The sequence below is a fragment of the Cryobacterium sp. BB736 genome (genome assembly GCF_014980265.1).
GTDB lineage: Bacteria > Actinomycetota > Actinomycetes > Actinomycetales > Microbacteriaceae > Terrimesophilobacter.
This window is the reverse complement of sequence record NZ_JABXWQ010000001.1, coordinates 620,970-633,995: the sequence shown is the minus strand read 5'-3', so window position 1 is coordinate 633,995 and position 13,026 is coordinate 620,970. Positions and strand designations below refer to the sequence as shown.

Genomic DNA, 13,026 nt, shown 5'->3' with positions numbered 1-13,026 from the left:
GTCGAACGAAGGAATGCGTCAAGCATCGTCCCGCGCAGGTGTGTGAAGTTATCCTCCCGAAAGGGAATCGACAGCTCCGTGCGCTTGCGTCGGAGCTTTTCTTGTTTCACTCCTTTGCTCGACATCCATCGAAACATAAGGAGTGCCATGGCGAACAAGGAAGCATCGGTCGCCGAGCTCACGGGCCAGTTCCGTGACTCGAACGCCGTACTGCTCACCGAGTATCGCGGTCTCACCGTCGCACAGCTCAAGCAGCTGCGCCGCAGTATCGGTGAGCACGCCACATACGCCGTGGTGAAGAACACACTGACCAAGATCGCGGCGAACGCTGCCGGAATCAGCTCGTTTGACGACGAACTGACCGGCCCGTCCGCGATCGCCTTCGTGCACGGCGACCCCGTCGCTGTCGCGAAGGGTCTTCGTGACTTCGCCAAGGCAAACCCTCTGCTCGTGATCAAGGGCGGTTACTTCGACGGTAACCCGCTCTCCGCAGCCGAGGTCAACCAGCTTGCCGAGCTCGAGAGCCGGGAGGTGCTGCTGGCGAAGCTGGCCGGCGCCTTCAAGCAGTCGCTGTTCGGTGCGGCCTACCTCTTCAACGCACCGCTGTCGAAGGCCGTTCGCACGGTCGACGCGCTGCGTGAGAAGCAGGAAGCGCAGCAGTAACTCAAGCGTGAACAACTTCGTGGCATCCCGCCGCGAAAAATCTAAGGAGACACAATGGCAAAGCTCAGCACTGACGAGCTGCTCGACGCATTCAAGGAGCTCACCCTCATCGAGCTCAGCGACTTCGTGAAGAAGTTCGAGGAGACCTTCGAGGTCACCGCGGCCGCCCCGGTTGCCGCCGCAGCACCCGCCGCCGGTGGCGCAGGCGCCGCTGCTGAAGAGGTCGAGGAGAAGGATTCCTTCGACGTCGTCATCACCGCAGCCGGTGACAAGAAGATCCAGGTCATCAAGGAGGTGCGTACCCTCACCAGCCTCGGCCTCGGTGAGGCGAAGGCTCTCGTTGACGGCGTCCCCGGAACCGTGCTCGAGGGCGCGAACAAGGAGACCGCCGAGAAGGCCAAGGCTCAGCTCGAAGAGGCTGGCGCAACGGTCGAGCTCAAGTAAAGCAGCTCCACTTCACGCGAGGGCGTCGCACCGGTTTCGGTGCGGCGCCCTTTGCTGTCTGCCCGGCGCACGCGCCCGCTGCGGACATCCGCGCCCGGCGCAACTGGCGCGGATGTCCGGAGCCGGCGCCGTTCGGCGGAAGGGGCGCGGATGTCCGGAAGTGCGCGGATGTCTGGAAGGGCGCATAAAGATAAGGGGGCGCGGGGCACATCCGAACCACTGGACGTGCCCCGCGCTGAGCCGTCTCAGCCGGAAGACTCGGGATCAGGGACGAGTGTGCCGGGCTGTACCTCAGGGCGTCTCGACGGCGAATCCGCCCTGCGTTTGTGGAAAGTCTTGGATGGAAAGTCTTGGAACGATAGTGCCATCAGGTGCGGGTGGTCCGCGGGGTGATCGGGGATTAGTAGCGGGTGATTTCCCGGCTCAATCCGAGCTCCTGCACGCGGTGCACGGCCTCGCGCCTGCTGGTCGCGTTCAGTTTGCGGTAGATACTGCGCAGGTGGGTCTTCAGCGTGTTCGTCGAGATGAACAGGTCGGAGGCGATCTGTCCCAGCGTCTTGTCATGCGACAGGCGCTGCGCGATGTCGAGTTCGCGTTCGCTGAGCGGTTCGAGAGCGGAATGCAACGGGTTCGACAGCCCGGCCCGCATGGTGTCGAGGATGCGATGCACCGGCGCCGGCTGGGGACGATCAGAGGCGCGGCTGAGCATGCGCTGCATGGTGTCGCCGGGGATGAGGGTGAACGGCGTCTTCAGTCCGGTGTGGCTGGCGACGAGGAGCGCCTGGTCGAAGGCGATGTCCGCGATGTCGGGGTTGCCCAGCTCGTAGTGCGCTGCCGCCTTGAGCAGCAGCACGTCGATGATGGTGCGTGTCGAGTGGTCATCGCCCAACTGCTCGCAGTCCGCCAGCGCGTCCAGGGTTCCCGCGTAGTCGTCGTGGAGGAAGCGGACACCCGCGATGAAGCGCGCGGGGCAGTTCGCGTGGTTCTCGGTCGGGGTGAGCACCTCGAAGATGGCGAGCGCCTCGTCCCGTTGTCCCAGATGAAGGTGGAGCACGCCGCGCATCCCCTCGCACAGCTCACGCGCCACCGGATCACCGGTCCAGTCGCGCATTGCCTGGCGGCCCCGACGCACGTGGTCCAGGCCCTCGATGTGCCGACCGCTGATGACCGAGATCGCCGAGCGTGCGAACAGGCTGAGTGGCTCCCACTCCGAGCCGGCGGCGACAGCGCTCACAATGCCCTCTGCACGAGTCACATCGTCCGGCCGGTTGCGCTCCACAGCGACAAGAAGGTCGACGGTGAGCGCGAGCACACCGATCCGGCTGTTCAGCGTCGCCGAATCGAGAGCCTCTGCTTTGCGCACCAACGCGAGCGCTTGGTCGAAATCCCCGTTTGCGTAGCGGAGGTAGGCGAGCCCGCCGAGGCACTCCACCTGCTCGGCGATGCCCAGCGTGCGGTCGGCGAGGCCATCCGCCAACTGGAGCAGCCCCTCCGCCCGCTCGAAGTCACCGAGATGGATGGCGACCAGGCCGCGGTGCAGGGCGTTGATGCCCTCAGCGCGGACGCGCTGCTTCGTTCCGCGGGATCGCGCCGAGCGCAGCAGGGCGCCTGCCTCGGCCGCCTTCGCCTCGGCCTCGGCGATCAGCCCGAGCGACCGCAGCGCCGCCGAGTGGTGACTGAGCACGTCCGACGTGTGCCAGGGGGACGCATCCGGTGTTGCCGCGAGCGTCGCTTCAGCGGCCCGGAAGTAGGGAAGACCGGCGACAACTCCGGCGGAGTCAACCGAGCGGTAGCTCGACCCGATCGCCGCAAGCAGCCACGGGTCATCCGCCCACAGCTCGTGCGGGAGGGAGTCGATGAGTTCCCGGATGCCGTGACCGTGCCGCGTCACGAAGCGGGGCCACTTCTCGGACAGCAAGGCGGCGGCGGCCGATGGCTCGCCGGATGCGAGGCGATGTGCGACGCCTTCGTGCAGGTCGTCGAATCTTCCGATTGTCTCCACGGTTTCCCTGCGCCATGCCGGTTCGCGCGCCATCGCGCGATTCAAAGGGTACGGGCGCGGCTATGAGGGGCACCTGCGGTTGACTCGGGTAGTGCAGGCGAAGTCGGTCCGTGTGAGTGACCTTACTTGCCCCGATGATCACGTGTCCAGACTCCGAGACGATCTCACACGTTGTCGTCGCTCGGAGGCGCCGTCGTGCTCGTGCGCACCACGAGGTTGACCGGCATCACCATGCGGGCCGCCTCCCCGGTGGGGGTGTCGCCGCTCAGGCGATCGAGCACGGCCTCCACCGCGGCCTTGCCTTGGGCGGCGGGATGCTGCTCGAGCGTCGTCAGTCCGAACATGCCTGCGAGCGCGTGGCCGTCGACTCCGACAACGGACAGCTGGGAGGGGATCAGGATGCCCAGCTGTCGAGCAGCAATGATCACCCCGATCGCGATCTCGTCGCATCCGGCGATGATCGCCGTCGGCCTCGAGGTCGGGTCGGCAAGGACCGTCAGTCCACCGTCGTAGCCGCCGGGAACCGAGTAGGGGACCTTGCGGAAGTCCCCATCGTGGCTGAGCCCCGCGGCGTCGAGCGCCTGCCGCACGCCGGCGAGTCGCCGGTCATGAACGTGGAAACCCTGTTGTTCGTCGGTGTCATCGCCCAGGTGCATGATGCGCGTGTGGCCGAGGCTGATCAGGTGCTCGGTCATGAAGCGCGCCGCGGCCAGGTCGTCGATGCTGAGCGTTGCGATGCCGTCGATCTCGCCGCCGATGCCGACGACCGGTTTGCCGAGCGAGTGCAGCAGCTCGACTTCCTGCTTGGTGAGCGAGATGCCGACGGCGATCACCGCGTCGACCCGCTTGCGCACCAGGAAGTAGTCGAACACCCGCCGCCGTCTCGCCGGGTCGTCGCTCAGCCGGTACAGGGTCAGGTCGTAGTCGGCCTCGATCAGCGCGGCCTCAATGCCCTCCAGCACCTCAGCGAAGAACCAGCGGCTGATGCTCGGCGTGACGACCCCGACGTTCCGGGTGCGTCCGGTGACCAGGCTCGCGGCGTTCGAGGATGCGACGTAGCCGATCTCCGCGGCAGCCCGCACGACCCGCTCGCGGGTCTCTGCCGAGACGTAGCCCCGCCCGCTGAGCGCCCGGGAAGCGGTCGACTTGGATACACCGGCTCGGCGCGCGACGTCGTCGATGGCGCTCACGTTCACTCCGTCCTTGCCGTTCTGAGCGTCAGCATAGTCAACATCCGGCCGTTTGTGGAACCGGTTCCACAAATGACTCCGGCCGCCGACGGCAACGATTGCTTAGCGATTGCGGTATGTCCTTGAACTGCCGAACGGCAGTAACGTAGCGTGTCTATGGAACCGGTTCCCGAACGGGACCGGCTCCAAGCATGATGGACCCGCGGGGCGGCGACATTACCTCCCTGACGGGTCACCTAAGAGGAGGAAGCACATGAGAAAGTCCCTGCAGCACAGACTTCTCCTTCCCGTCGCCTCTCTCGGTGTGGTTGGTCTCGTTCTCACCGGTTGCACCGGTGGTGGCGGCACGGACACCGGGAACGACCTCGGAGACTTCTCGGGCGAGACGCTCGAGGTTTCCGGCGCATGGTCGGGCGCGGAGCAGGAGAACTTTGAGGCGGTCCTCGCCCAGTTTGAGGAGGACACCGGCGCGACAGTGAACTACACGAGCTTCGGTGACCAGGCGGCCACGACCCTTGGCACGCAGATCGAGGGCGGCAGCCCGCCGAACGTCGCGCTTCTCGCGCAGCCCGCGCTCTTGCAGAGCCTCGCGCGGGACGGGAACCTTATTCCGCTATCTGACGACGCGCGAGCGGCAGTCGAAGACAACTACTCGGAGAGCTGGATCGATCTGGGCACGGTCGACGGTGAGCTGTACGGCGTCTGGTTCAAGGGTTCCAACAAGTCGACTGTCTGGTACAACGCCGACCTGTACGACCAGGCGGGCGCTGAGGTTCCGGATAACTGGGACAGCTTCCTGGAGCAGCTGCAGGTCATCAGTGACAGCGGCTTTGCCGGGATTTCGATCGGTGCGGACGTCGGATGGCCGTTGACCGACTGGTTCGAGAACGTCTACCTGCGCACAGCCGGTGGTGACATGTACGACCAACTGACCAACCACGAGATCCCGTGGACCGACCCGTCGGTCGCCGAGGCGCTCGAGGTGCTGGCCGAGCTGTTCGGCAACCAGGCGCTGTACCAGGAGGGCGCGGTGCAGCGCACCTTCGACGACTCGGTGACGCAGGTGTTCGGCGCTGACCCGCAGGCGGCGACCGTCTACGAGGGTGACTTCGTTGCAGGCAACATCGCGGATGACGGCAACTCCGTCGTCGGCGAGAACGCGCTGTTCTACGACTTCCCCGCGGTGAACGATTCAGAGCCGGCAGTCGTGGGCGGCGGTGACGTCGCCGTTGCGCTCGTCGATGACGAGGTAACTGACGCGCTCATGCAGTTCCTCGCGACGCCCGAGGCGGCTGAGATCTGGGTGCCGAACGGCGGCCTGACCTCACCGAACTCAAACGTCGACACGTCGCTGTACCCGGACGACATCTCACGGCAGATCGCTGAAGCGCTCACCGGCGCCGAGACCTTCCGCTTCGACATGTCCGACCTGACGCCGAGCGCGTTTGGCGGTACCCCCGGGCAGGGCTTCTGGCAGATCATGATCTCGTTCCTGCAGGACCCGAGTGACATCCCGGGCACCCAGCAGGCGCTGGAAGACGCTGCAGTGGCGGCATACTGATAGATAGTCGATAACCCTCGGTGCGGAGTCAGGCGATGACACAGTCAGCGGTTGCTCCGGCGGAGACAAGCACCGGGAGGGGCGGCCCTGGCCGTTCCTCCCGGGCATCGTCCCGTCGGCGCATGTTCCTCATTGCGTTGATCTTCCTGGCTCCCGCGCTGCTGCTGCTCGGCGCGCTGGTCGCCTACCCCATCGTCTACACGGTCGTGCGATCGTTCTTCGATGCGAGCGGCGGCCAGTTCGTCGGATTCGACAACTATGTCGAGATGTTCACGCGTGACTCGACGTTCACCGCCATCCGGAACAACATCATCTGGGTCATCGTTGCGCCGGTCACCTGCACGATCCTCGGCCTGATCTTCGCGGTGCTGCTCGACAGGATCCGCTGGGCTACCGCGTTCAAGCTCATCATCTTCATGCCGATGGCGATCTCGATGCTCGCCGCCGGTGTCATCTTCCGGATGATGTTCCAGGAGAACCCGAACCTCGGTGTCGTCAACGCGGCACTAGTCGGTATCAACAGTTGGTTCACGGATGAGTCAGCGTATCCGGGTGCTAACGTGCGGGCGGACTCCGGACTCATCGTGCAGGGCGGCACGATCGCCAGCGACGGCGCCGTTGAACCGGGCACTGAACAGAACTTCCCCCTTGTCGGCATCCGGGCCGACTCCATCCCGGAGGAAGCCGCCCAGGCTGAGGAGCCGGGCTCCGCCGGCTCCGACGAGATCACCGGCACGGTGTGGCTTGACGTCATCCGCGGCGGCGGCGGCGAAAACGGCGAGATCGAGGACGGCAAGTCCGGACTGCCCGGCATCCGTGTCGACGCGGTTGCCGACGACGGCTCGATCGCCGCCAGCGCGGAGACGGATGCCGAGGGCCAGTACCAGATCACGGGGCTCGCCGACGGCAGCTACACGATCGCGCTGCCCGCCTCCAACTTCACCCAGGGCTACCAGGGCGTCAACTGGCTCGGTGAGACCCTGATCACGGCGGTGATCATCCTCAGCTACGTGTGGATCTGGGCGGGCTTCGCGATGATCATGATCGCATCCGGGCTCTCCGCGATCGACCGGTCGCTGCAGGAAGCCGCGCGCATGGACGGCGCGAGCGAGTGGAAGGTGTTCACCAAGATCACCGCTCCGCTGCTGTCGCCGGTGATCATCGTCGTCTTCGTGACGCTCATCATCAACGTGCTCAAGATCTTCGACCTGGTCTACGTCATACCGCCCGGCTCATCGAAACCCGCGGCTAACGTGATCGCGGTCGAGATGTGGACGGTGTCCTTCGGCGGTGGCAACAACCAGGGTCTCGGCTCTGCGCTCGCCCTGCTGCTGCTGATTCTCGTGCTCCCGTCGATGATCATCAACGTGAGGCGCTTCCGAGAGGAGCGGTCGCGGTGACCGGAGCTGACCTGACCATCGTCCGCGGCAAGAAGACCGTCGGACAGCGCATCCTCGGCGTCTTCAACAACTCCATCGTCAACGTCGTCTTCGTCCTGGTCGCGCTGTTCTGGCTCGTCCCATCGGTCGGACTCCTCCTGTCGTCCCTGCGTACGGTGGGCGACAGCGCGTCATCCGGATGGTGGACAGTGTTCACCGAGCCAACCCAGCTGACACTCGAGAACTACGCCGCGCTGCTCTCGAACGACACCATCACCGGGTCCTTCTGGAACACCATCCTCATCGCCGTGCCGACGACCTTCTTCGTCGTGTTGTTCGGCTCTTTGGCGGGCTACGCGTTTGCGTGGATGGAGTTCCCGGGCCGCGACTGGCTGCTCATTGCGGTGATCATCCTGCTGGCGGTTCCCATTCAGGTCGGCCTCATCCCGATCGCCCGCATGTTCGGGGCTCTCGGCATCTTCGGGTCGATTCTCGGTGTTGTGCTGTTCCACATCGCCTTCGGCCTGCCGTTCGCGATCTTCCTGATGCGCAACTTCTTCACCCAGATCCCATCGGAGCTGCTCGAGGCGGCGCGGCTGGATGGTGCGAGCGACCTCCGCATCTTCCTGACGGTGATCGTGCCGCTCGGAGTGCCGGCGATTGCGTCGCTCGCGATCTTCCAGTTCCTGTGGACCTGGAACGACATGCTGGTGGCCCTGATCTTCAGCAACTCGCAGTCGCAGCCGCTGACCGTCGCCATCCAGAGTCAGTTGCGGCAGTTCGGAGCGAACATCGACGTGCTGTCGACCGGTGCGTTCATCTCGATGATCATCCCCCTAATCGTGTTCTTCGCGTTCCAGCGCTACTTCGTGCAAGCGCTGCTGGCCGGCTCGCAACGCTGACCCTGCTCATCCATCTCGCTTGGGGGTGGGCGTGCGTAGGGTTGACGGATGAGCGGAATGCGAGGCGGCGGCGGTCACCGGGGCCGACTCGACGAGGAAGCACAGCGGGCGGCCAACGCTGCTGCGCCGAAGATCCCCAACCTGCTCACTCGCACCGCAGCGCTATTCGCCCCACACCGACGCGCACTCATCCTTACCGCGGCGCTCGTCATCGTCGCAGCCGGACTGTCCGTGCTGCCGCCGCTGCTCACGCAGCAGGCATTCGACCGCGGGCTGTTCCCGCCAGCTGGGACACCGAACCTGCCCGTGCTGCTGCAGATCGTCGGGCTGATGCTGCTCATCTTCCTCATCACCACCGCCCTCGGCGTGTGGCAGACCTGGCTGACCTCCACGGTCGGCAACAAGGTCACGGGCGCGCTGCGGGTGCGCATGTTCGAGCACCTGCAGCGGATGGAACTCGCGTTCTTCACGCGCACCAAGACCGGGGTCATCCAGTCTCGCCTGCAGAACGACGTGGGCGGGGTCGCGGGCGTGCTGACGAACACCGTCTCGAGCGTGCTCGGCAACACCGTCACGGTGATCGCGGCCTTCATCGCAATGCTGCTGCTGTCCTGGCAGCTCACGGTGGTCGCCCTCATCCTGATGCCGTTCCTCGTAATCGCACAGCGCCGGGTCGGGCAGGTGCGCGCGCGCATCGCCACCCAGACGCAGGAGTCGCTGAGCGAGCTGACCGCGATCACCCAGGAGACACTGTCGGTCTCCGGCATCCTGCTCGCCAAGAGCTTCACGCAGCAGCGCGCGGAGATCGCTCGCTACCGCGACGAGAACGACAACCAGGTACGGCTGCAGGTGCGCCAGATGATGAGCGGGCAGTGGTTCTTCGGGCTCGTGTCGCTTTTCATGGCGATCATTCCGGCGATCATCTACGTGGTCGCCGCGTGGCTCATCCTCGGCGACGTGCCGGTCAGCGCCGGCACCATCGTCGCGTTCACGACCGTGCAGGCGCGGCTGATGTTCCCCCTCATCGGCCTCATGCGGGTGGCGCTCGACCTGCAGACCTCGGCGGCGCTGTTCGCGCGCATCTTCGAGTACCTCGACCTGAGGCCGGCCATCACCGACCATTCGGATGCCCGCCCCACCTCCGCGGACCCATCCCGCATCGGGCGGGTCGAGTTCGAGAACGTCAGCTTCTCCTACCCGGACCGGGACGGGCTGGCGGCGCCGACCCTGAAGGACGTGTCGTTCCGCATCGAGCCGGGCGAGTTCGCGGCCTTTGTCGGCCCATCGGGCGCGGGCAAGACCACCATCTCCTACCTGATCCCGCGGTTCTTCGAGGCCACATCCGGCAGCGTGCTGTTCGCCGGCGACGACGTGCGCGAGCTGCTGCAGGAGTCGCTGCACTCGCAGATCGGCATCGTCAGCCAGGAGACCTACCTGTTTCACGCGACCATCGCCGAGAACCTCCGCTATGCCAAGCCGGAGGCCACCGACGCCGAGCTGGAGGCGGCGGCGCGCGCCGCGAACATCCACGCGACTGTTCGCTCGTTCCCGGATGGCTACGAGACGGTCGTGGGCGAGCGCGGCTACCGGCTGAGCGGCGGCGAGAAGCAGCGCATCGCCATCGCGCGCGTGCTGCTGAAGGACCCGCCGGTGCTCATCCTGGACGAGGCGACCAGCGCGCTCGATTCGATCTCGGAGCGCGTGGTGCAGCGGGCGCTCGACGAGGCGTCGCGCGGGCGCACCACCATCGCGATCGCGCACCGGCTGTCAACCGTCGCGGGCGCAGACACCATCTACGTCGTTGAGGCCGGCCGGATCGTGGAGCGGGGAACGCACGACGAGCTGGTGTCGGCATCCGGCACCTACTCGCGCCTGTACGCCCAGCAGCAGACCCGCTGAAAAACCCATCGAGTCGGGAGTATTCGCCCTTATGGCATGCGCGATTTGGGCAAATACTCCCGACTCGATGAAAAGGTGGTCTTAGGAGCGCTCGGCAAGCAGGTCTTCCATGTAAGTGATTTCCTTCTCCTGCACGATGACCATGCCGCCCGCAAGCTGCCGCACCTCTGGATGGGTGCTGCGGTCGAGGACCGCTTCCGCCATCTCGACCCCGCCGATGTGGTGCGCGATCATCAGCTCGAGGAACAGGCGCTCGGCTTCGACGCCGCGCAGCGACTCCAGCTCGGAAAGCTGCTCGGCGGTCGCGAGCCCCGGCATCGGCGCGCCCGGCTCGTGCGCCTGATCACCGCTGCCGTGGTTGTGGGCGGAGCCGTCCAGGGCCGGCCGGTTCATCCACGTCATCGACGGCTCGGGCGCGGCTTGCGGCAGACCCCACAGCTCCAGCCAGGCGAACATCTGCCCGGCCTGCTGGCTCTGCGCGGTCGCGATGTCGTAGGCGAGCAGGCGGATCTCTTCGTCGTCCGTGTTGTCGCGGATGATCATCGACATCCGCACCGCCTGAAGATGGTGGGTTTGCATGTCACGCGAGAAGCCCGCCTCGGCGCTGGTGTTCGACGGCATCGCCGGCACCGCGACGGTGAACCGCCCCGCGGCGAAGGCGAGAGCGACCAGGATCGCCGCGCCCAGGATGATGCCGACAAGCGCGCGGGTGCTCAGCCGGTTGGTCGTTCCAGTTGTCTGCTCAGTGATGTCAGGCAACCTTCCCTGGACCGTTGATGGCGCCGTCGCAGCGGGCGCCCGGCTCAGGCACGTTCTTGGCCTGCCAGTACTTGGTGATGAAGTCGCTGATGCGCTCGTCGTCCACGCCTGTGAGCTTCAGCTGCACACCCCATCCGGATGCGACGACGGGGGCGTCAAGACCCGGGTACGGGGAGACGATGATGTAGGTGTCGGGCAGCTGGCTGCGGAGCTCGGCGACATCCGCCTCACTGAGCTCGTCTGGGTTGTAGGTGAACCAGAGTGCTCCGTGCTCGAGGGCATGCACCGCGTTTTCGTTCTGCTGGGGCTCCTCGTACACGCCGCAGTTCAGCCAGGCGGGGTTGTGGCTGCCGCCGGCGGGCGGGTTCATCTCGTACTGCCCCTCGTAGTCGACGGGACCGTTGGTGTGCGTGTAATCGATATCGGGCCAGGTCTGCACCTCCGAGATCTCGATCGCATCCGGGTTTGCCCTGGTCGATCCGCCTGTGACGACGATCGTGACGATCAAGCCGACGACGGCGAGGGCAGCCACCGAGCTCAGCACGATCGCGATGAGCCGATTCCGCTTCTCCTTGGCCTGTTCGCGCTTGAAAGTCTCCAGCTTGGCGAGACGGCGCTGCTCGCGCTCCTGCTTGACGGTGAGCTTCGAGCTTGTGCCGGAGTTGGCCGGATTGCCGGAGTTGGAGGTGCGTGCCACAGAAGTCCTGTCGGGGTGGTAGAGACAAGGGAACAACCCACCACGTTAGCGGGTCGCAACTGAAGGGAACGCGTACGTACGCATCAGTTATTCCCGAACGCGCTTCCTCATTATGCGGCGCGAGGTAACGCGGGAGGGCCCGCTGATAGATTGAGCCGCGATGAGATACGCCAACTCGGTGCTCGACCTGATCGGTGACACCCCCCTCGTGCGACTGAATAGCGTGACCGACGGAATCCGTGCAACGGTGCTCGTGAAGGTCGAGTATCTGAACCCCGGAGGCTCCTCCAAGGACCGCATCGCGGTGAAGATCATCGACGCTGCGGAGGAGGCCGGACTGCTGAAGCCCGGCGGCACGATCGTCGAGCCGACCAGCGGCAACACCGGCGTCGGTCTCGCACTGGTCGCTCAGCAGCGCGGCTACCGCTGCGTTTTCGTCGTGCCGGACAAGGTCGGTGTCGACAAGCGCAGCGTGCTCGAGGCCTACGGCGCCGAGGTTGTGGTGTGCCCGACCGCGGTGGCTCCGGATGACCCGCAGTCGTACTACAGCGTCTCCGACCGGCTCGCGCGTGAAATCCCTGGCGCGTTCAAGCCCGACCAGTACTCCAACCAGAACGGCCCGGCCAGCCACTATGAGACCACCGGTCCGGAGATCTGGCGCGACACCGACGGAACGATCACCCACTTCGTCGCCGGCGTCGGCACCGGCGGCACCATCAGCGGCACCGGCCGTTACCTGAAAGAGGTCTCGAACGGCGCGGTGCAGGTCATCGGCGCCGACCCAGAGGGCTCGGTCTACTCCGGCGGCACCGGCCGCCCGTACCTGGTCGAGGGCGTCGGCGAGGACTTCTGGCCCACAGCCTACGACCCCAGCGTTGTCGACCAGATCGTCGCCTCCAGCGACGCCGAGTCCTTCGAACTGACGCGCAGGCTGGCGCGCGAGGAGGGCCTGCTCGTCGGCGGCTCGAGCGGCATGGCCGTCGCCTCCGCGCTGAAGGTCGCGCGCGACCTTCCCGAGGACGCCATCATGGTCATCCTGCTCCCGGATGGCGGGCGCGGCTACCTGGGCAAGGTCTTCAACGATCGCTGGATGGCCAACCACGGCTTCACGGCAGCAGCCGAGAGCGGCAGCGTGGCCTCCGTGCTGGCCGGCGTCGCGGCCCGCAGGCCGGAGTTCGCGCACGTGCGGGTCGACGACACTGTCGCTGACGCCATCCGTGCCATCACCAGCAGCGGAGTGTCCCGGCTTCCGGTGCTCGCGGCCGACCTCCCGGTCGTCCTCGGCGAGGTCGCCGGCGCCATCGACGAGCGCGAACTGCTCGCCGGGCTCGCCTCGGGTGAGCTCAGCGCCGACCAGCCGGTCGGCGGGGCGGTCGGCGCGCCGCTGGACCTGATCGGCGCGGGCGAGCCGATCGACGCGGCTCGGACAGCACTCGAGACGACGGATGCCCTCCTCGTCATGCAGGAAGGCAAGCCGATCGGCGTGCTCACCCGCCACGACCTCCTCGACCACCTCACGAAATGACTTGA

11 protein-coding genes are annotated in these 13,026 nt (G+C 66.0%); 7 read left to right on the top strand and 4 right to left on the bottom strand.

What is annotated here, in order from left to right:
- Window positions 1–147: 147 nt before the first annotated feature.
- Together rplJ and rplL are read left to right on the top strand one after the other, a co-directional pair.
- Window positions 148–663: a 50S ribosomal protein L10 gene (rplJ, locus tag IRG63_RS02930; RefSeq protein ID WP_168625750.1), complete on the top strand. Its 516-nt coding sequence runs from the start codon at window positions 148–150 to the stop codon at window positions 661–663.
- Window positions 664–717: 54 nt separating this feature from the next.
- Window positions 718–1,107 carry a 50S ribosomal protein L7/L12 gene (gene rplL / locus IRG63_RS02925; RefSeq protein ID WP_168625749.1) on the top strand — a complete coding sequence of 130 codons (390 nt, stop codon included), beginning with the start codon at window positions 718–720 and terminating at the stop codon, window positions 1,105–1,107.
- Between the two features lie 400 nt (window positions 1,108–1,507).
- Here the strand turns inward: rplL and IRG63_RS02920 are convergent, their stop codons facing one another.
- Window positions 1,508–3,142, bottom strand: a complete 1,635-nt coding sequence (locus IRG63_RS02920; protein ID WP_168625748.1) for a LuxR family transcriptional regulator — start codon at window positions 3,140–3,142, stop codon at window positions 1,508–1,510.
- Window positions 3,143–3,273: 131 nt separating this feature from the next.
- The gene (locus IRG63_RS02915; RefSeq protein WP_168625747.1) at window positions 3,274–4,299 is read right to left on the bottom strand and encodes a LacI family DNA-binding transcriptional regulator; all 1,026 of its coding nucleotides are present in this window, start codon (window positions 4,297–4,299) and stop codon (window positions 3,274–3,276) included.
- A 253-nt stretch (window positions 4,300–4,552) separates the two neighbouring features.
- On the opposite strand from IRG63_RS02915, the gene IRG63_RS02910 reads away from it, so the two are divergent.
- The 4 genes from IRG63_RS02910 (at window position 4,553) to IRG63_RS02895 (ending at window position 10,040) form a co-directional block, all read left to right on the top strand.
- The gene (locus tag IRG63_RS02910; RefSeq protein WP_193509188.1) at window positions 4,553–5,860 is read left to right on the top strand and encodes an ABC transporter substrate-binding protein; all 1,308 of its coding nucleotides are present in this window, start codon (window positions 4,553–4,555) and stop codon (window positions 5,858–5,860) included.
- A gap of 122 nt (window positions 5,861–5,982) precedes the next feature.
- Window positions 5,983–7,260, top strand: coding sequence for an ABC transporter permease subunit (locus IRG63_RS02905; protein ID WP_227411706.1), 1,278 nt, complete (start codon window positions 5,983–5,985; stop codon window positions 7,258–7,260).
- On the top strand, window positions 7,257–8,141 hold the full coding sequence (locus tag IRG63_RS02900; RefSeq protein WP_349236091.1) for a carbohydrate ABC transporter permease: 885 nt from the start codon (window positions 7,257–7,259) through the stop codon (window positions 8,139–8,141). The genes IRG63_RS02905 and IRG63_RS02900 overlap by 4 nt, the downstream gene beginning before the upstream one ends.
- 48 nt (window positions 8,142–8,189) lie before the next feature.
- A complete protein-coding gene (locus IRG63_RS02895) occupies window positions 8,190–10,040 on the top strand; it encodes an ABC transporter ATP-binding protein (RefSeq protein ID WP_193509187.1) in 1,851 nt (616 codons plus the stop codon).
- An 81-nt stretch (window positions 10,041–10,121) separates the two neighbouring features.
- On the opposite strand, the gene IRG63_RS02890 is transcribed toward IRG63_RS02895, so the two are convergent.
- Together IRG63_RS02890 and IRG63_RS14015 are read right to left on the bottom strand one after the other, a co-directional pair.
- A complete protein-coding gene (locus IRG63_RS02890) occupies window positions 10,122–10,799 on the bottom strand; it encodes a DUF305 domain-containing protein (protein ID WP_227411705.1) in 678 nt (225 codons plus the stop codon).
- Window positions 10,792–11,496 carry a DUF3105 domain-containing protein gene (locus tag IRG63_RS14015; RefSeq protein ID WP_168625743.1) on the bottom strand — a complete coding sequence of 235 codons (705 nt, stop codon included), beginning with the start codon at window positions 11,494–11,496 and terminating at the stop codon, window positions 10,792–10,794. The genes IRG63_RS02890 and IRG63_RS14015 overlap by 8 nt, the downstream gene beginning before the upstream one ends.
- A gap of 160 nt (window positions 11,497–11,656) precedes the next feature.
- On the opposite strand from IRG63_RS14015, the gene IRG63_RS02880 reads away from it, so the two are divergent.
- Entirely contained in the window at window positions 11,657–13,021 is a 1,365-nt protein-coding gene (locus IRG63_RS02880; RefSeq protein ID WP_193509186.1) for a cystathionine beta-synthase, read from the top strand.
- Window positions 13,022–13,026 lie beyond the last annotated feature (5 nt).